The sequence below is a fragment of the Aliikangiella aequoris genome, assembly GCF_053709105.1.
The window spans coordinates 2,634,178-2,653,421 of the sequence record NZ_CM132298.1; the positions used below are offsets into that span (position 1 = coordinate 2,634,178).

The 19,244-nt window shown below is 40.0% G+C and carries 17 protein-coding genes; 2 read left to right on the forward strand and 15 right to left on the reverse strand.

The window, feature by feature from the left end; all coding sequences use genetic code 11:
• Positions 1-22: 22 nt before the first annotated feature.
• The 8 genes from ACUR5C_RS11365 to ACUR5C_RS11400 form a co-directional block, all read right to left on the reverse strand.
• Positions 23-412, reverse strand: a complete 390-nt coding sequence (locus ACUR5C_RS11365) for a DoxX-like family protein (RefSeq protein ID WP_454465246.1) — start codon at positions 410-412, stop codon at positions 23-25.
• Positions 399-839: a thiol-disulfide oxidoreductase DCC family protein gene (locus tag ACUR5C_RS11370; RefSeq protein WP_454465247.1), complete on the reverse strand. Its 441-nt coding sequence runs from the start codon at positions 837-839 to the stop codon at positions 399-401. Before ACUR5C_RS11370 ends, ACUR5C_RS11365 begins: the two co-directional genes overlap by 14 nt.
• Positions 840-962: 123 nt before the next feature.
• A complete protein-coding gene (locus ACUR5C_RS11375; protein WP_454465248.1) occupies positions 963-1,766 on the reverse strand; it encodes a toast rack family protein in 804 nt (267 codons plus the stop codon).
• Between the two features lie 532 nt (positions 1,767-2,298).
• The gene (locus ACUR5C_RS11380; RefSeq protein WP_454465249.1) at positions 2,299-3,162 is read right to left on the reverse strand and encodes an MBL fold metallo-hydrolase; all 864 of its coding nucleotides are present in this window, start codon (positions 3,160-3,162) and stop codon (positions 2,299-2,301) included.
• Between the two features lie 43 nt (positions 3,163-3,205).
• Positions 3,206-4,900: a Na+/H+ antiporter NhaC family protein gene (locus ACUR5C_RS11385; protein WP_454465250.1), complete on the reverse strand. Its 1,695-nt coding sequence runs from the start codon at positions 4,898-4,900 to the stop codon at positions 3,206-3,208.
• A gap of 21 nt (positions 4,901-4,921) precedes the next feature.
• Complete coding sequence (locus ACUR5C_RS11390) at positions 4,922-6,208, reverse strand: amidohydrolase family protein (protein ID WP_454465251.1); 1,287 nt, start codon at positions 6,206-6,208, stop codon at positions 4,922-4,924.
• A complete protein-coding gene (locus ACUR5C_RS11395; protein ID WP_454465252.1) occupies positions 6,205-7,608 on the reverse strand; it encodes an amidohydrolase in 1,404 nt (467 codons plus the stop codon). Before ACUR5C_RS11395 ends, ACUR5C_RS11390 begins: the two co-directional genes overlap by 4 nt.
• 84 nt (positions 7,609-7,692) lie before the next feature.
• Positions 7,693-9,093, reverse strand: coding sequence for a sodium-dependent transporter (locus ACUR5C_RS11400; protein WP_454465253.1), 1,401 nt, complete (start codon positions 9,091-9,093; stop codon positions 7,693-7,695).
• Between the two features lie 345 nt (positions 9,094-9,438).
• Between ACUR5C_RS11400 and ACUR5C_RS11405 the strand changes: the two genes are divergently transcribed.
• Complete coding sequence (locus ACUR5C_RS11405; protein ID WP_454465254.1) at positions 9,439-10,533, forward strand: isoaspartyl peptidase/L-asparaginase family protein; 1,095 nt, start codon at positions 9,439-9,441, stop codon at positions 10,531-10,533.
• A 49-nt stretch (positions 10,534-10,582) separates the two neighbouring features.
• Here the strand turns inward: ACUR5C_RS11405 and ACUR5C_RS11410 are convergent, their stop codons facing one another.
• A complete protein-coding gene (locus ACUR5C_RS11410) occupies positions 10,583-11,617 on the reverse strand; it encodes a phospholipase A (protein WP_454465255.1) in 1,035 nt (344 codons plus the stop codon).
• Between the two features lie 125 nt (positions 11,618-11,742).
• Here ACUR5C_RS11410 and ACUR5C_RS11415 point away from each other — a divergent pair, with 125 nt between their 5' ends.
• The gene (locus tag ACUR5C_RS11415; protein ID WP_454465256.1) at positions 11,743-12,129 is read left to right on the forward strand and encodes a hypothetical protein; all 387 of its coding nucleotides are present in this window, start codon (positions 11,743-11,745) and stop codon (positions 12,127-12,129) included.
• A 112-nt stretch (positions 12,130-12,241) separates the two neighbouring features.
• On the opposite strand, the gene dinB is transcribed toward ACUR5C_RS11415, so the two are convergent.
• From dinB to ACUR5C_RS11445, 6 genes are all read right to left on the reverse strand, one after another.
• Positions 12,242-13,300 (reverse strand): DNA polymerase IV, encoded by a 1,059-nt coding sequence (gene dinB / locus ACUR5C_RS11420; protein ID WP_454465257.1) that lies wholly within the window; start codon positions 13,298-13,300, stop codon positions 12,242-12,244.
• Between the two features lie 161 nt (positions 13,301-13,461).
• Entirely contained in the window at positions 13,462-14,802 is a 1,341-nt protein-coding gene (locus ACUR5C_RS11425; protein WP_454465258.1) for an ATP-binding protein, read from the reverse strand.
• A 3-nt stretch (positions 14,803-14,805) separates the two neighbouring features.
• Positions 14,806-15,489 carry a response regulator transcription factor gene (locus ACUR5C_RS11430; RefSeq protein ID WP_454465259.1) on the reverse strand — a complete coding sequence of 228 codons (684 nt, stop codon included), beginning with the start codon at positions 15,487-15,489 and terminating at the stop codon, positions 14,806-14,808.
• 3 nt (positions 15,490-15,492) lie between these two features.
• Positions 15,493-15,762, reverse strand: a complete 270-nt coding sequence (locus ACUR5C_RS11435) for a PepSY domain-containing protein (RefSeq protein ID WP_454465260.1) — start codon at positions 15,760-15,762, stop codon at positions 15,493-15,495.
• 367 nt (positions 15,763-16,129) lie between these two features.
• Positions 16,130-17,518 carry an HDOD domain-containing protein gene (locus tag ACUR5C_RS11440; protein WP_454465261.1) on the reverse strand — a complete coding sequence of 463 codons (1,389 nt, stop codon included), beginning with the start codon at positions 17,516-17,518 and terminating at the stop codon, positions 16,130-16,132.
• A gap of 143 nt (positions 17,519-17,661) precedes the next feature.
• Complete coding sequence (locus ACUR5C_RS11445) at positions 17,662-19,158, reverse strand: DNA recombination protein RmuC (RefSeq protein WP_454465262.1); 1,497 nt, start codon at positions 19,156-19,158, stop codon at positions 17,662-17,664.
• Positions 19,159-19,244 lie beyond the last annotated feature (86 nt).

Consider the following 19,244-nt stretch of genomic DNA (forward strand, 5'->3'; position numbering starts at 1 on the left):
TTTTAATAAAAAAGCAGGTGCATTATGTTTTTCTAGTATTACTTGAAAATAAAGCTAAATAACACAACCCCAAACCTAATATATTGGTTGTAACAGGGTTAAACGCTTGGACTAAATAAAAAGGGCTCACAACACAAACATAGAACAACAAGCAGAGCAGTGCTATTGCAGCTAAATAGATAGGTACTTTGCTTTCCGGGAATAATAAGATGCTCGCTCCTAAAGCAATTTCAACTATGCCCGAAATGGGAGATACTATTTCGGCGGAAAGACTTAAACCGCTTAATTGAACTAGATGAGTTTCTTGTGGACTTAACCAAAGTATTTTAGGCACTAGGCCGTGATAAATAAACAGAAATCCTAAAAGAAGTCTACTGACATAAGCAATATGCTCTAACTTAGTGTTTGGCATTTATAAACCTTGCTTTATGCTCCGGTGTGGGTAACAAACATTCATCATGCTGGCCAAAAAGTTTATATCTATTAAGCGCAATGCGATCATAACACCAATCACGAAGGCGCTTTGGGATGAGATAGAAAACGCCGGCAAATTTCCACGGATAACCTAGCTTCATCATCACAGCTAAAAAAGCGTTAGATTTTTGCAAACATAAAGCGCCCTCCACATAAAGCATGGTTTCATAAGCGCGAGGAGACAACCCGAAATGCCTTAATACAGCTTTCCCTTCCGTTGATTGTACACTGCAAAACTTAAAAAGCTGCTGTTTGTCATACTTTATTAAAAACTTGCTCCAAGCAGTACAAACTTTACAAACACCATCAAATAAAACCACTTTATCAGTTGCTCCAATATGGGGAGGCAATAATTTTGTCTGCAAAACATGGCCCTCAAGTAGCTTGCTAAATCACACCAGCGAGCAAGACAAACTCTCCTACTCGCAGATTTAAATAACTTAAGGGAAGCACTTAGTTCTAGTTAGAGATTACAAAAATGCAAACCACTAATCTTGAACTACATCCCCCTTAACATCTTTAATAGAAACTCCGCCACTGCCAGAGTTTTCAATAGTAAGTCCTTGCTCTAACCGCCTTACTTTTATATCTCCAGAACCGTCATCTATAGTGACATGCCCTGAGATATCTTGAACTAATAAGCTACCTGAACCATCTTCTATAAAGACTCTATCCGAAACGTTTGTTACCTCTATACTACCGGAGCCATCTTCAATAGTAACTGTATCGCCAATATTTTTGACAGAGATACTACCACTGCCATCATCTATATTAACAGAGCCGCTTACGCCAACAATTTCCATAGCGCCAGAGCCGTCCTTTACTTTTAATTGACCGTTAATGCTATCGATTTCAATTGAGCCAGAGCCGTCTCTAATTTCTAAGTCAGCCATCATATCGGCAACTTTCATCCAGCCCGAACCATCTTTAATATTTAACTTTAGATTAGCTGGGACTTTCACATTTAAGTGGATATACGGACTATCACTATTACCAAACCAATTACTCGAATCATCTAAATTTGCATCAGCGACAAGTAATGCCTCGCTGCCATCCCGCTTTAAGGTAAGCTCGTAATTGTCTTTTTCTACATTAAGCTCTGCGACAACCTCTATTTCTTTAAGCGACGCGTCACCGGTTACGGTTAAACTGCCTGCTCCCGCTTTAATTCTGAAAGACTTTAAATCATCTGCAGACAGTTTTAGACTTTTAGTTTCTTGATAATCTAAGCTGCCAGCGATTACCCCAAAACTCAATAATGCAACAGCAAACAACCCAACTTGATTTTTCATTGTAATTTCCTTGTTAAATAAATAAAAAACTTCAAACTCTAGAACCCATATCAACGCAATAAAGAGGCCAACTTTTTAAAACTTAAAAATCAATAAGTTACAAGTAATTAAGGAAGAATATTTCTATCGCTTAGCAAAATTAACGAATAAATCGTCAAATCCCCTAATCAATCTTAAAACTGAGCGACACTTTGACGGCACATAGACTCATTTTGCTAAGACGAGAGTTTGAGCAGAAAAGTTGGCAGGTTGAAAATTATTTTATCTTGACGAGCAGGCTAAAAAGGTAAAATTTAGGCAAAAAAAAGCCACTTAATAAAGTGGCTAAAAATGTTTCGGAGATTCTGTCACTAACTTAATTACTAAATTCTTGAGCAAAAAAGCATTTTAGACAATCCGAATGCCTAACCAACAACCATTGGGGAGTTACATTCTCTATATACTCAGACTGGGCAAAGATAGAATGGTTCAATAATTGTTAAAATAAATTCGATTATTTTATTTTTTACTTAATTTTCAGTTAGTTATATGGCTATTCGGTCAACCCATTAAGTATTTCATGCTTTTCAGAGAGATGGTAACGGCCTTTCTCATTTTGAGCTAAACGCCCCAGTGCAACTTTGCAGTCATGGGTAAAAAACAATCTGCCATTGCGCTTTAATAAATCACTTAAAAAGCGCTGCTTTTCGTCAATAACAAGTTCGGCAAATCGATCATACCCCATGGTTATCGGCAGATGAACCCACGCTTCTCCTGGAATTAAGTCAGCACAAAATACCACTGGACCATTTGGCATTGCTATTTCTCCCAGCATCATTCCGGGTGTATGACCATCACTATAATGAAAACGATAGTCACGTCCTAAAACCTCACTTGAGTCGCCGCTTTCTAAATGGACGTTTGGCCGATCTTTTAGCAATTGCATGAGCTCTGGAATAAAAGACGCTCTGTCTCTGGGATGAGGGTTATGTGCTCTGTCCCACGCTGATTGACTAGTTACAATGGCTGCATTAGGAAACAATAAACGTAATGGCTTACCTTCTTCCCATTCAGCTAATAACCCACCAATATGATCAAAATGCAAATGCGACAACACCAAAACGTCTATGTCATTATGAGTCAGCCCAACAGCTTGTAACGAGTCTAATAACACATGATGCGACTCAACAATACCAAAACGCTGCTTTAGCTTTGGTTCAAAAAACGCGCCAACACCTAACTCAAACAAAATATTGCGATCGCCATCTTTTACTAACAATGCACGGCAAGCTAAATCAATGCGATTTTCTTCGTCAACATCAACCCAGTTTTGCCACATTGCTTTAGGTGCATTGCCAAACATAGCACCGCCATCAAGCTTTTGTGAATTACCTTCTATCGAATAAAGCGTTTTCATATTTTAAGACCTAAATATTAACAATAACTTATGCAATCTGTTGTTAAGCTTTACTCTGGGCTTCAACTAACTCAAGTTCCGCCAGTTCGGTTTCACTCATTTTTTCAATTTTAAAATGCGTAATTCCATAAATAATAGAAACAATAGGATTCATCAAATTGAAAAAACAAAATGGCAAATAAGCTAAAGTCGCAATACCAAGCGTACTAGACATGTAAAGCCCACAAGTATTCCAAGGAATAAGCGGCGAAGTTATAGTCGCGGAATCTTCCAACACCCTCGAAAGATTTTTAGGGTGAAGTTTGCGCTTTTTAAACTCGGCTCTAAACATTCTTCCCGGTAGTACTATGGCAATATATTGATCAGCTGCAATAATATTAATACCAATACAAGAACAAATGACTGTAGTAACAAGTGAGCCAGTTCCACGAACTAGCTTTAATGCTGAGCTTACTAAACGATTAAGTAGCCCTACCGTTTCCATTACGGCACCAAAAGTCATCGCACATAATATTAACCAAACCGTGTTTAGCATGCTGCTCATACCACCACGATTAAGTAAATCGTTAACTACTTCACTACCCGTTTCAATGCTAAAACCACTAGCTAAAGCGCGCCAAATAGCATCTATCATATTTACGAAGTAAGGACGTCGCTCAAACTCAACGGTTAAGTTTTTGTTGGCAATAACTTGCTCAATTTGCTGGTTTTGATCACCGTCTGGTAACTTAATGCTGGCTTGGTGTTGCTTGGCACCTTCATTAATAATTAACGACGCACTACTTCTTAAGTGGGTAAATTCAGTCGACTCAACTTCGCACTCCGCTGTTTTTAAAGAAACCACCGAACAAGAATAAATAGAAGAGTTAACCATTTTTTCAACGGTGCTCGGTTGCAAAATTGCAGCAAAAACGCCACCTAATAGTGCGCCAATCATTAACGTTGGAAAAGCAGGAACTTTTTTATAAGCTAAAAATAATACCGCGAACAAAGGTATCAAGGAAAAAATTGAAATCGCAAATTCGCTTTGCATAATTGCTAAAGTAGCTTGCAAGTTATTTTCCGCATCAACGCTGTCTTGAGTGAGGCCGATAATAAAAAATAAAGTTACTGCGACTAAAATACTCGGGCCGGTTGTCCAAGCCATATGGCGAATATGGGTAAATAATTCAGTACCAGCTACCGCCGGCGCAAGGTTTGTTGTATCTGAAAGCGGTGACATTTTATCGCCAAAATATGCGCCAGAAATAATCGCACCAGCGGTCATAGGTAACGATAACCCCATAGCTCCAGCAATTCCTACCAACGCAATACCAATAGTCCCTGCAGTTGTCCAAGAGCTACCAATGCATACCGATACTAACGCGCAGGTTATACAGGCCGCAGCATAAAAATAGCTTGGGTCTAGAATTTTTAATCCATAAAAAATCATCGTTGGCACTGTTCCGCTTAATATCCAAGTACCAATTAATGAACCAACCATTAAAAGTATTAAAATAGCACCAAGCGACATTGAAATACCTTTCACAATCCCTGCTTCTAGCTCTTTCCATTGGTAACCATTACGAAACCCTACAATTATGGCTAAAGAAGCGGCTAGCAATAAGGCAATTTGATTGGCGCCATAAGAAGAATCACTTTCATACAACTGAACCGAGGCTACCAACATTATGATTAACCCTACTACTGGGACTAATGCATCAAGTAATGTTGGTTGCTTTTTTTCTGTACTACCCATTCGGCTTTCCTTTTATTATTTTTAATTCGACTGGCTATTTTCAAAAGCCTGTTGGTGATTTCCTTTAAGTTCCCAATAGCGATCAGCCAAGCGCGTCGAGCGTGAAGTTAAAGGCTGTTTTTCACCTTGAATTAACACAAGCTCTGGCGTTGAAGTAATTTCTAATGGCTCAGCATCCCAAAGTACAATATCAGCTTGCATGCCCGCCTTTATTTGACCGTAATGCTTAATTCCAAATACTTCTGCTGTATTTATGGTCATGGCTTCTAGTGCTGCCGATGCCGGTAACCCATAAGCTACGGCATTACCCGCAGATTGGCGTACCAAATAGCCATTATGCGTATCGCCTCCGGTAAACAATAACTTTACCCCAGCTTGGTATAACTTTGCTGCCGCATCTAAACGCACAGATAAAGCATCAAATTGAGGCAGGTTGCTCATGGGATCCATAATCACCGCAACATTTGCTTGAGCTAATTGCTTTGCAACTAACCAAGCTTCGCCGCCACCAGAAATCACTAATCTAAAATTATGCTTTTGGCTGAGCTTAATTAGTCGCTGAATATCATCGACGCGATTAGCAGAAATAATTAGTGGTATTTTTCTGTCTAGCACTGGGTACAAGGCTTTAAGATCGGCTACTGACTGGCTAAATGCCGACTTAACTCCTGGCTTAAATTCAGCTTCATTAGCGCGTAGATATTTAGCTTCCGATAAAGCCGTGTCGAGTAATTGCATTGCTGCTGCACGCGAGCCGCCGCCTTTTCGAGAGTCATACTGAGCGACTACTGCAGCATTTTCTATTAATAGGCCGCGAAGCGATGAATGCAAAGCGATTACAGCACCTTGCCCCGCAAATATAGACTGTGTGGAGCGCGGTAAAACTACTGCACGTGTCATTCCGTTAATTCTATTTTGAGGAATAACAGTAGAACGAAAGTTAATTGCCGGAGCAATGTTAAATGAAGCTCCTATCCCTTGAAGTTTAGTAGAAGCATCCACCGTACCAGATACAGCACTAATCTCCACTAAGCCGACTTGAGTTGATGCATTGACCAACCCTGGGGTTAAATGCTTTCCTGTGGCGTCAATTTGAATAACTTTATGCTGACTATTGATATCACTTGCAACTTGAACTATTTTTCCGTCACGTATCAATACATCAGCTTTATTTAAAGTGCCTTTTGCCGTAGCGGTATGGACCGTGGCATTTTTTATAAGATAATCTGCCGCTTGTATACTAGTAGCCACAAATGCAGATGAAACTCCCCAAGCTAAACAAACTAATCCAGATGTTAATGCTCTCATAGTCTTTCTCCTTCTGGATCAGTTATGCCTAAATCAAAATCACTTACTGCATTATTTTTTGGATTATTGCGATCATAGATCAACGCGCCATCAATAAATACTCGCTCAGCTTTGCTGTAAACACTAAAAGGATTACCCGACCACACAACGAAGTCTGCCATTTTTGACTTTTCTAACGAACCAACTTTATCTTCAATACCGAGTGACTTTGCCGCATTAATAGTTGTCCAGCGAATAGCATCTTCAGGTTTAAGGTTCATTCCTCTTTTATTTGCCGCTGCCATGGCTTTTGCCGATTCTTGGTTTAAATGTTGAATACCAATTGCCGAATCGGAATGAACTACGGCACAGGCTTTGGCTTTTTCAACTAAGGCTACATTTTCTCTCACTGAGTCATAGGCTTCGTGTTTAAACCCCCACCAATCAGCCCACATTGCTGCACAAATATCATTTTCGGCTAATAAATCTGCCACTTTAAAAGCTTCAACCGCGTGATGGAAAGTAGATATTTTATAACCAAACTCTTTCGCTACATCGATCATCACAGCCATTTCTTCTGCACGGTAACAATGGTTATGAACTAAAATATTACCGCGTAAAACCTCGGCTAAAGTTTCTAATTTTAGATCTCTTTTTGGCTCATCTTTTGCTTCACCTTCTTCGGCTGCTTGATAATATTGATCCCATTTGTCCATATAGGCTTTTGCTTCAATCCAAGCAGCTCGGTAACCCGCTACGTTGCCCATTCGAGTCATGGGAGCTTGGCCTTTTCTGCCGTATACTCTTTTGGGGTTCTCACCGCATGCCATTTTTAAACCGTGTGGCGCATCTGGAAATTTCATACCTTGCATAGTGATAGATGGAATATTTTTCAGCGTTACGCCTCTGCCACCAATTAAATTGCCAGATCCTGGTAAAATTTGCAGACTAGTTACGCCCCCAGCCAAAGCCAAATCAAACCCTGGATCTTGCGGCCATACTGCATGTTCCGCCCACACTTGAGCAGTCACTGGCGAAGTCATTTCATTACCATCAGAGTTACCTTCATGAGACGGTGAAGGATAAACCCCTAAATGCGAATGTACGTCGATCAACCCGGGAGTTATCCATTTCCCTTTGACATCGATTTGACTAATACCTTCTGGCGCTGCGAGATTAACTCCAACCGCCTCTACTTTTCCACCTTTAATCCAAAGACTTCCATTGTTAACACGCTCGCCATTACCGATTAAAATAGTCGCGTTAGTTATTAAAAAATCTTGTGACTCTAGCGGCTGATAAGTCGATACAAAAACCGGTTTTGGCTTCTCCACTTCAATTGGCGTTTTGGGTTCTTCTTTTTCTTCACAGCCAAATAAAGCGGCGCCAAAACACAATAGTAATAAAGGTTTTACTTGCACAAGCATCTCCAATTTAAACAATCATTCAATTCATTTTAAGCGCGCGAAATAGCCCAGCTACTTCGCGTCTAAGCGGCTTACAATTTAACCTAACAGCATATCTAGTATTTTAATGTCTAAAAAGTTATCTAAAACCGTTACAACAAATATTGTACCTAGCAATATTGGGCAAATATAACTAATAGCAAAGTTAACATAGCTTTGTAAAAAGCTTCCTTTCAGATTTTCTCCGCCTTGATCCAACTCAGCATTGAAGTTTTCCTTGCGCCAAATATAGGCCGTAAACACAGCAATTAAAAAGCCACCTAATGGCAAGAAAGTATCGTTAGCGATTAATGCAACAAAATCAAGGAAGCTGGTCGCTGACTCTTTACCCGGCATGATTATAAAGTTGGTTAAAGAATCGACAGCGCCGGCAGAAAGCAAAGACGGAATTCCAACTAAAAAGATGACAATTGCAACCCCCCAGGTACCTTTAGTACGACTTACTTTATGCTCATCTACTATGTACGCTGTTGGTACTTCTAAAAGTGAGATGGTTGAAGTGAAAGCAGCAAAAGATAACAAAAGAAAGAAAAATGCGCCGACCACAATGCCTAATATTGGACCAAGTGATTCAAAAACCCCTGGCAATGTCATAAAAATAAGGCCTGCACCACCGGTTGTTTCTATTCCTTGAGAGAATACGAAAGGGAAAATCATAAATCCGGCCAGTACCGCAACGCCCACATCCATTAGCGTGATTTGAGCTGCAGATTTAACTACATTAGACTCTTTAGAAAGATAGCTGCCATAGGTAATTAATGCGCCCATACCTAATGATAACGAGAAAAAGGCTTGGCCTAGTGCCGAATAAACAACAGCGCCAGTAATCTCACTAAACTCAGGCACCAAGTAGAATTTTAAACCCTCCATTGCGTTCGGCAGTGTTAACGCATAGCCAATTAAACAAATAATCATAATAAACAAAGTTGGCATTAAAATTCGCGCGGCTTTTTCAATTCCGCCAGAGACGCCTTTAGAAACAACCGTAGCCGTGGCCACCATAAATAAAATGGCATAACCACCAACCTTAACGTAGTCAGAAACAAACTTGCCAAAGGCTTCGCCACCAACAGAGAAAGTCCCCATCACAATATCGACAAAATAGCCAAAGGCCCACGCGGCCACAACGTTATAAAAAGAAAGAATGAGGACCCCACTGGCTAAGCCCAAATAGCCAATTATTGACCAGCTTTTGTGCCCTAAAGCTGTAAAAGCGCCTACCGCATTTTTTTGAGTTCGCCGACCAATGCTAATTTCAGCAACCATGACTGGAAAGCATAAGATAAAGCAGAAAGCCAAATACATCACTACAAAGGCAGCACCACCACCCTGGCCTACTTCAAATGGAAACTTCCAAATGTTGCCTAAACCTACCGCAGAGCCTGCCGCAGCTAATATAAATCCGAGACGGGTACTAAAACCCCCACGTTGAATTGCCATGTTACTTCCTTAATCTTGAATAAGTTGTTTTGCTATTAATTTTTATCTTTTTACTGCTATTTTATTGCAGTTTAATTTTTATATTTATTGGTATATTCAGCAACCGACTGTGCATCTTTACAACGAGCGATAACTACTGGTCTAACCAATTTAAATCGCTAACCGCCCTTAACCGCTCATAAAAGCATAGATTGTGGGTTGCCGACAAGCCCCAAAAGGAAATATTTTATGTCAGAATTACATAAAATATTATTTGCAAGAATTGTTACACCTTAACCAGTTGCTTTTTTAACAGTGAATGATTACTTTTCTGGTCTAATTAAAACAAATAAAGGCAGCAACACCATGCAAACACGCCAGCCAACCATAATATCTGTATTTTTCTTTGGGCTACTGAGCTTAGTCGCTGCGACGACCGCTGCGACAACACCAGCAACACCAGCGAAACCAGAAAAATCACAAGCCAACAAGGTATCTATTGCTATTCACGGCGGTGCAGGCAATATCATCAAGGCAAAAATGAGCCCAGAGCTGCAAAAAGCTTATCATCAAGCATTAAGAGAAGCGCTTAGCACAGGACACCAGATATTAATGCAAGGTGGAACTAGCACCCAAGCCGTAGCAGCGGCAATTGTTAGCATGGAGAACTCACCGCTGTTTAACGCTGGTAAAGGAGCTGTTTATACCCATGATAAAACCATTGAGCTCGACGCTTCTATTATGCGCGGCGAAGACTTAAATGCTGGCGCAGTCTCCGGCGTGAGCAAGATAAAAAACCCGATAAAACTAGCAATAGAAATCATGCAAAACTCTAAGCATGTAATGCTTAGTGGTAAAGGCGCCGAGGCTTTTGCAGTACAACAAAACTTAGAGATGGCCTCACCAGAATACTTTAAAACTAAAAGGCGTTGGCAACAAATTATTAACCTACTTAAACAATCCGATACCCACACAGTACTTTCGAACAAAGATGTTCACAAACAAGCGAATCACAGTCAATGGCCAGATGATGAGAAGTTTGGCACCGTTGGTGCTGTGGCTTATGATGTTTACGGCAACTTAGCTGCCGGAACCTCTACCGGCGGAATGACTAATAAGCGTTTTGGCCGAATTGGTGATGCGCCAATTATCGGCGCTGGTACTTACGCCGATAACTCTGCCTGTGCAATATCTGCGACAGGACATGGTGAATATTTTATTCGAGCAGCTGTTGCTCATGATATATGTGCGAGAACCTTGTATAAAAACATGCCTTTGCAACAAGCCGCAGATGAAGTCATTCAACAAAAATTAGTTAAAATGGGTGGAGAAGGCGGCATTATAGGACTAACCAGCGACGGCAAACCTATCTTTTCGTTTAATTCAAGCGGTATGTACCGTGGTTATATTGATCAAGACGGAAAAATTTATACTGCAATATTTAAATCCAATCCAAACTAAAATGACGAACTTGTATTAGGCTCCGCTTTATATAGGTTATGCTGACTGACTAAAATAAGTCAGTCAGCATAACGCCCACACCAAACCTTTCCACAGATTGATTGTAGTCAATTAAACTTTCACCATAGCCGTTAAAGTATTGCGCATAGCCCTTGTAACGCGATCCCAGTGAAAAAGTCCAATCGATCTGAATAGCTCCACGGTTTTCACTGCGTAAGTTATTACGTAACATAATTCCAAAAGTTTGTTCATTCCACTTGTAAGCGCTCGAAAACTCAAAATGCCCCATGTATTTTTCAATATCTGGGTTATCATCACCATCAGCTTGCTGCGGTGTGACTTTGGTTTTCTCTGGTATCCGATACCAGGGCTTAAAACCAATAATCCAACGGTCATTTTCCCAAATAAAGTTAGCATAAACTCGGTTCCAACTTCGCGAGCGCGGTTGAGAACGACCATTTGACTGATGCTCAATTCCAATAATATTTACACGGTTAGTCCAACGGCCAACTTTAAAGTCATTTAAAAAGCCATAGAAAACTTCAGGCTGATAATTAGTTTCTCTAAAAGGAGATGAGATTTCCGAATTATACATTTGCCAGTAAGACTGCAAGGTAAATCCAAAAAATATTAAATCATCTTCTTTTAACAGGGATTTATACAGAGGCGCTTTAAAGCTTAATTGAAATTTTGATTCTAAGTTTTCTAATTTGCCATCAAATGATGAACCAATAAATGGTTCATTGTTTGGCTTTTTCATAAAAGTGATAGGCATCATATAGTTACGGCGATGTGGTGTTATCACATTAGGGTTATCTAGCTGATTTTTTTCTTTTTTAATGCGCTGCTCTAGCGGAGACATGTTTTGCGCGGTTTCTGAGTTAGGGTCATCGCTAGGTTTATTTATTCCCGACTTATCAGAGCAAAGCGCTTTAATATCAGATACTTGGCTAGAATTATTGGCATCCGATTGAATCGCACTTAATAAACATGCTTGATGGCTAGTTTGGCTTTCTTCTGCAATAGTTATCGATGCATTTATACCAACTAAAACTATCAAAAGAGCAAAATGAGATTGTTTCATTATAAATATTGTACTTGTTAAAAAGCTTACCTATATTTTATAGGAAAGCATGTCTACGTAGCACGCTTTTATCACTGGATTTTCACCTATTTTTAGGGAAAGAGGTTACCAAAGGAGTAGAAACTATGTCGGTTCAACAAATACCTGCCATCTTGAAGACAATAAGCCCTCAATTTGGCACCAAAGAAGCCATAAAAATAACCCCATCTGAGTTTAGTTTAATGAAAGATGTTATTAAGGACTATTGCAGAACTCATGATGCGCCTAGACTTTATGGTATTTTAGGTCGGATAGGACGACGTATGAAACAGCCCAATACCCCACATTTATGGCACACAGAATTTGAATATTTTGCCAATAGTATGATGACCTCTTTAAAAGAGCAAAACTACTGCCGCTTAGAAGACAGCATTGAAGATATAAATGAAATATTTTTACGCCAAAACAAAGGTTCAATTCCAGGAAAAAACCGAAGAGAAGACAAACCACAAATAATGAGTATTTTTGGCTAAAGCGTCAGTTTGAGTTAAATTTTAATGAGCCGTTAGCCAACACAATCATAAATGCGTGCCAGTCTAACGGTATAGGAGCTAGTAACTCCCGCTTAGCGGTTATTTGCACTAATTAAAATGGAATCTTTAATTGTTGTGCATTTAACCCAGTGCTCTCCTGCGGAAACCTTACCCCAATTCCCATTAAACGAATTGGTTTGGAATATTGAACTCGTAATCGTTTGAGTAAGGCGACTAACAGCTTTATATCTAGCCCTATCGATATTGACTCTGCCGAATGAATTTGAAAATTCTCCTGTTTTATTTTTACATAAACTTTTCGAATTCTTTCTACATTACCCGCTTTTTCCAACCGTTGAGAAAGACTTGAAACTAAACGGTGTAGCGCATTTTCACACTCTTCCCATGACTCAATATTTTCCGAAAAAGTAGTTTCTACGCTCAATGATTTTCTGTGAGAGTCACAGCGCACCTCACGTAAATCAATTCCGCGGCAAAGATCATACAAATACTTTCCCATCTTTCCAAACCTTTTCAATAACACTTCTAGCTCAATTTGGCGCAGCTCTCGACAATTAAAAACGTCCATAGCTTCTAGCTTACGTGCCATTACTTTTCCAACGCCGTGTAATTTTTTTACGGGAAGCATATCAATAAAAGTGCCTTCATCTTGCGGTAAAACGACTTTAATTCCATTGGGTTTATTCCAGTCACTGGCCACTTTAGCTAAAAACTTGGTTCGCGCAACTCCAGCAGATGCGGTTAATTTACAAGTTTCGAATATTTCGGCACATATCGCTTCAGCAATCCAAGTAGCACTACCTTGGCAATGAGGAGAGTCGGTTACATCAAGATAAGCTTCATCAAGTGATAAAGGTTCTAGCTTTTCACTATAACGAGACATTATTTTTCGAATCCGCTGTGACTCTTGCTTATATTTGGCCATATTGGTTTTGACAAACACTAAGTCGGGGCACAACCGCGCTGCGTGTGCGCTCGGCATAGCCGAGTGCACACCGTAGCGCCTCGCTTCATAATTACAGGTAGAAATAACGCCGCGGGAATGCGGCTGGCCACCGACAGCCACAGGAAGATTGGCTAAGGCCGGATTATCCCGCATTTCGACTGCGGCATAAAAACAATCTAAATCGACATGGATTATTTTCCGCATAATGATTCGTTAATCCCAACCTAAAAGCCTAGCAGCTCAAGTACTACTTTAATAAGTAGTCATGATATCATAGGTCTCGATTATTGCGAGATTAATTCGTCACTTTATTAATAATTAGTTATACGTTAAAAGGATTTAGCGTAGGCAATAAGCGGTTTAACTTAAGCTAAGCTCGGCAGCTCTAGCCTAAACAGCGCTCCACCCAAAGGAGACTGATCAATTAGCATGTTACCTTGATAAATTTTAACAATGTCCATCACAATAGAAAGTCCAAGTCCCTGCCCTTCTGCCTGCTGATCTAAGCGTTTGCCCCTATTTAAGATTAACGCTCGCTGCGCTTCAGGCACACCGCAACCATCGTCGCTTACAGTAATAATGAGTAGGTTAGCTTCGCGTTTGCAATTTATTTCAACTTTAGAAGCGGCCCATTTACAGGCGTTATCGGCTAAATTTCCGACTAACTCCATTAAATCTCCTTTTTCTCCTAGAAAAGTACAGCCCTCTTCTATTTGAGTCGATATTTCAATCGCTTTTTGTGCATGCACTTTACGTAAAGCTTCTGCAATTTTTTCAATTGACGGCTTTACCGGTGTTTTTCGGCGCATAGTTTGCCCGGCGGTAACCACTGAACGATTTAATTGATATTTAACGATATCATCAATCCGGCTAACTTGCTTTTTAAGAGAATGCGTTAACTCGCTATCGTTATTAGGCAGTTCACTTTTAATAATGGCTAAAGGCGTTTTTAAGCTGTGCGCTAGATTACCCAGTGAGTCTCTATAACGGACTTTTTGCTGCGCTTCACCCGCTAATAACTGATTAATACTATTCGTCAAAGGTAATAGTTCTTTAGGAAAACGACCATTAATTTTTTCTGCATCACCTCGTCTAATTAATTCAATTTGAGACTGTGCGCTTTGTAATGGCTTTAATGAAAGATTAAGTGCAAAAGCGATTAAGACAATCAGCACAATTGCAGTAACTGCTAACCAAAAAGCAACTTCGCGTTTAAATTCTCGCACAGAAGCTTTGAGCAAGGACTGCTTTTCACCAATTAAAAATAAATATTCGCCCTCAACGCCATTTTCATGCTCCCATATAATCGAATCACCTATCCAAAACATTGCACTGTCATCTAGATGAGATTCTGTAATGCTGGTTAACGAATAATTGTCTGCGACACTTGGCAGTACCGCAAAACTATCACTTGAGCGAGAGCGCCAAATCAAGTCACCATCTATGTCTAAAACATACGCGACTAGTCCAGAGTTTAAATGATTAAGGCGATCATTGCGTTGTAGTTCGCGCAGCTCGAGCTGGCCATTTTCATCTTCTATAACTGCCATTAATGAATAGATTTGCGCAACAAGACTTTCTTGCAGGCGCGACTTACTTGCGATTGTATAAGCTGACTTAGTAATTAAATAAATAGTAGAAAAAGCAATCACTACCACAATGCAGCTAATCGAAATCATTCGCTTGCGTAAAGACCAAGTAGTCATTGGCTATTTTTTCAAGTATTCGGGGTTTAAGCGATAACCTTGCCCACGCAAAGTTTGAATGAGGTTAAGCGATTTGTCAGGATCAATTTTTTTACGTAAACGCCCAACGAAAACCTCAAGCACATTGCTGTCGCGATCAAAGTCTTGCTCGTAAATATGCTCGGTGAGCTCGGTCTTGGAAACAACTTTTTTAGGGTTTAAAAATAAATACTCAATAACTTTATATTCATAAGCAGTTAACTCAATCGATTGACCATTTTTACAAATTGACTGTGCCATGGTATCAAGCTCTATGTCTGCAAACTGAATTGTTGGTGACGCAAAACCGGCGGTTCGCCGCAACAACGCATTGCAACGAGCAAGCAACTCCTCAAACTGAAAAGGCTTAGCCATATAGTCGTCGGCTCCGGTTGACAAACCCTCTACTTTATCTTGCCACGAGTCTCTTGCGGTAAGAACAATCACAGGAATTTGATTACCATCTTTACGCAACTGTGCGATAAGTTCGAGTCCAGAAATACCAGGTAGTCCTATATCTACAACGGCTATATCGATAGGATACTCAGCCGCTAAAAATGCGCCATCTTCGCCAGAAGAAGCTGCCTCAACTGCATATCCAGCAGACTTAAATGAGGCGACTAAATTGTCTCGGATCTGCTGTTCATCTTCTACAATTAATACTTTCATAAACTACCTACAGGCCTCAATAGTTAGGTTTTTCACTCTTTTTCCATCAACCAATACTCTCACCCGATAAACTGGCTGTTTAGTATCTTTACGTAACTTAATGCTCACCACTTTTCCACCGGTTCGTTTTTCTGCAGTCGCGATAACTTGCTTGCTGCTTTTGATCTTGCAAGGCTGGTCGTTATTTGAGTTAACCAAAGGCCCCGCGCTCACATGAGTCACACTCAATAAAGCAATCCAGATAGTTAAACAAAAGCGTATATATTTTTTCATGTTGTGTTAACTCGTTTCAATCAAAAGGCGTAACTATTAAGTGCATTATATCACTAGCTTGAAGATAATGTCTGACAAGCTGATCTGGTAAAATTTTTTACTGCTTTTATAAACATAGAACTGTTTGAAAATTCACAAGTAAATGCAATCAATGGTTAGCTTGATTGCAATGTTAAATCTATTCGACTGAATAGAAACTGAACTTAACTACTTGAGGGCTTATGTCCTATGCAAGAACTCGGCATATTATTGACTTAATTTTAGTCTATTACAACTGACTGATAATAACCTAAGAGAATTGAAATGATAGCAGAAAGTCAGCGCTCTACGAGAGAGCACTACACAGATTAAGGATTAAATTGAAATGTTAGGCAACTAACTGTTTAGCCATAATATCTAAGCTTTCAGACTCAAGCATAATATCTTTAAGGGCGCTGTCGGTAACTTCTTCATCAATTGACAGTAACTCTAAAGTGGACTCTGGAATAATAGTGTCAACAGAATCACCAATATTTATACGCTTAAGCAAGCGATTGGCTACCAGCACAATATTTGAGTAAACAGCGTGTTTACTCCAAAACTCTTCTTGATGGTGGCGATGAACAGCAACAATAAGCTCGTCGGGCATATGCCAGTTTTGCATTAACCAAGCGCCAATTTCTTCGTGAGTAACACCCAAAATATAAAACTCGATATCTTCAACCGCAATATGAGGGTTGGCTAAAATAGTTTTATTGACCAACTCAAATTGGGGCGGAAAGATATGCCCCAGTAATAAATGTCCAAAGTTGTGTAATAGCCCACTTAAGTATATTAAGCCACGCTCTGGTCGTTGCTTTATAGGCATAGCTCGGCACAGCTTTTCTGAAAGGCTCGCACAATAGATAGCCTGTCGCCAAAATTCTTTGACGCCGAGTGGCCCTTCCATTGGAACGTTTAATGATTTTCCTATTGAAATTCCCAAGGCTAAGTTCATCACTAGCTCAAAACCTAGTACCCGCGCAATCGCGGTTTCTATAGAATCAATTTTGCCCTGGTAACCATAATAGGGAGAACTGGCCCAGCTAATCACTTGCGCGGCCAACGAAGGATCGCGTTTTACTATTTGCGCCAATCGCGTTGCGTCGGCACTGGGATCAACTCGCAACTTCATTATATCTTGTGCAATTTCTGGCATCGACGGCAAGTCGAATGTATCGTCTACTCTTTGTTTTAGCCGAATAGGCGTAAAACTGCTGTCGACTTCTTGCTTAGTACTTTTGCTGTTATTTCCTGCGAACAGTCTTTCACTTGAAACTGCAAAAGCGAAGGTTTCACACTCATCAAAGAGTTTATGGGCAGCTTCACTGCTGAGCTTAATTAGCTCTGTGGCGCTTCCACTTTCTATAATAACTGAAGGCATTTCTAGCACAGAGCTGTCTACAACTAAACGTGTTTTACAACACTTTTGAATCGGGGGAAAAGAAGAGTCAACCTGAAAAGCAAATAAGCTTTGTGCATCCGCTAAAGGCAAAATCTCTAGGCTTTCTATAGACTCACCGACAAACAATTTAACATCTAATACTGAAGTATAGGGTAAAACGACGAGCTGTTTGCGGCTGGCTTCATCTACCGCAATCGTTCTTATAAGTAAGTTAGCGTCTTCTCCTAAAAACTGTGCCACTTGTCGCAACGGCATAGGACTAGGCAGTTTTATTGTTTCAAACTCTATTGCAAGTTGCTCAAGCTGGTCAGCGACTACTTTTGGTATTGGCAATGGTGATATCCTAATTGTTTGTCTATCTATAAAATATAGCTGATTAAACAAAAACTAACAGAAACAATTCACAATTTTAGCCATTAGCCACTTTTTCGCATAAGCCAGTTTAATTAATTCAAACACTGATACCTAGTTAGGCTTTAGTCTTCAGCCGATAAACTTAGGGCTGCAGACTTTACTATAACCTCTTGTTCTACCTCAACTTTCTCTATTTTCTCAAACCGAGAAGATATTTTACTAGCGGAAACATGTACTTGCTCAACGTCTTTCGATACCTGTCCAATATGCTTCGCCAGATTGTCCATTCGGGTTTGAAACCTGCCAAAATCAGTGGCCAGTGCGCCTAAATGCTGTTTAATGATGTGTACTTGCTGCCGAGTTTGCTCGTCTTTAATGACACTAGAAGCCGTGGTTAATATGGCCATTAAAGTCGTCGGTGAAACCAGCCAAACTTTCTTTTGGTATGCCAGCTCAACTAACTCAGGATGGCTGCCATGGATTTCAGCAAAAACGCTTTCAGCAGGAATAAACATAACCGCCCCGTCGCCAGTTTCAGGCGGTAGTATGTACTTACCTGATATATCAAAAATATGCTTTTTAATGTCTTTTGAAAACTGTTTTCTACAGCTTGCGCGCTCAATGTCGCTCAGTTGGACATCAGTCATTTTACGATAACTTTCCAGCGGAAACTTTGCATCAATTGCTATTCTTCCAGAAGGCTCTGGAAGCTCTAGCATACAGTCTGCAATTTTCCCATTGCTCAGTTTATACTGCATCTTGTAATGACTATCAGGCATGGTATTGCTTATAAGCGACTGCAGCTGAACTTCACCAAACGCGCCCCGTGAACGTTTGTCATTTAAAACTTCTTGCAAACTCATTACATTACTCGACAGTTCGGTAATTTTCTTCTGGGCATCATCAATTAGAGCAAGCCGCTGTAATACGTCTTGAAAGGTTTGAGTAGTTTTTTCAAAGCCTTCGGTTAAGCGCTTTTCAACTTGACCACTAATCTCTCTTAAGCGTTTATCAGTTGACTCTGTTAAAAAATTAAGACTCTGCTTTAACTGCTCGTTTTGCTGTTTAATGCTTTTATCTAAATTTTGGTTAAGTAAACTTAGCCCTTGAGATATTTTGTGATCAAATTGAGACTGCGTCTCAGACTGAAAGCGCATTAAAGCTTCGTTAGACTGTTTAGAAAACTGATTTAAATGAGTGGTTAAGGTCAAATGTCCTTCGCTCATAGACTGTAACGTAGCACGCTTTAATTTTTCAAAATGTTCAACCATTTGAAGCTTAAAGCTTTGTATATCTTCACTTAAAACCTTACTAGACAGAGAAAAGCGCTGCTCTAAGTCGAGCCGCAAAGCTGCAATAGAGTTAAGCTGTCGCTCTCTATCTTGACTTAAATTGTCAAATAGGCGTTGCTGGTTAGACTCTAGTTTTGCTTCAATTTGTGCAACGCTGGCAGCATGAGACTCGGCCATGGCAGCCAACTGATGCGTTAGGCTATCGCCTTTAAGTAGCTGGCTAAGCCGAACTAAATATAAACCAATAAATAAAACGACAACGCCAATCGCGGCTATAGACAGTAACACCCATTCAATTTTTGCCATATTAGAAAAATACTCAAGCATAATTAAGGTCTCAAATACAAAACTAAGGGAAATGATTCATCTTAAAACACCTTAAGATTCACCTAAAACATGCATAGATAAAGCTT

Coding starts and splice junctions, on each gene's coding strand:
- ACUR5C_RS11365 (WP_454465246.1), bottom strand. CDS start 412: ATGCCAAACACTAAGTTAGAGCATATTGCTTATGTCAGTAGACTTCTT.
- ACUR5C_RS11430 (WP_454465259.1), bottom strand. CDS start 15,489: ATGAAAGTATTAATTGTAGAAGATGAACAGCAGATCCGAGACAATTTA.
- ACUR5C_RS11435 (WP_454465260.1), bottom strand. CDS start 15,762: ATGAAAAAATATATACGCTTTTGTTTAACTATCTGGATTGCTTTATTG.
- ACUR5C_RS11415 (WP_454465256.1), top strand. CDS start 11,743: ATGTCGGTTCAACAAATACCTGCCATCTTGAAGACAATAAGCCCTCAA.
- ACUR5C_RS11405 (WP_454465254.1), top strand. CDS start 9,439: ATGCAAACACGCCAGCCAACCATAATATCTGTATTTTTCTTTGGGCTA.
- ACUR5C_RS11425 (WP_454465258.1), bottom strand. CDS start 14,802: ATGACTACTTGGTCTTTACGCAAGCGAATGATTTCGATTAGCTGCATT.
- dinB (WP_454465257.1), bottom strand. CDS start 13,300: ATGCGGAAAATAATCCATGTCGATTTAGATTGTTTTTATGCCGCAGTC.
- ACUR5C_RS11385 (WP_454465250.1), bottom strand. CDS start 4,900: ATGGGTAGTACAGAAAAAAAGCAACCAACATTACTTGATGCATTAGTC.
- ACUR5C_RS11375 (WP_454465248.1), bottom strand. CDS start 1,766: ATGAAAAATCAAGTTGGGTTGTTTGCTGTTGCATTATTGAGTTTTGGG.
- ACUR5C_RS11380 (WP_454465249.1), bottom strand. CDS start 3,162: ATGAAAACGCTTTATTCGATAGAAGGTAATTCACAAAAGCTTGATGGC.
- ACUR5C_RS11445 (WP_454465262.1), bottom strand. CDS start 19,158: ATGCTTGAGTATTTTTCTAATATGGCAAAAATTGAATGGGTGTTACTG.
- ACUR5C_RS11400 (WP_454465253.1), bottom strand. CDS start 9,093: ATGGCAATTCAACGTGGGGGTTTTAGTACCCGTCTCGGATTTATATTA.
- ACUR5C_RS11390 (WP_454465251.1), bottom strand. CDS start 6,208: ATGAGAGCATTAACATCTGGATTAGTTTGTTTAGCTTGGGGAGTTTCA.
- ACUR5C_RS11410 (WP_454465255.1), bottom strand. CDS start 11,617: ATGAAACAATCTCATTTTGCTCTTTTGATAGTTTTAGTTGGTATAAAT.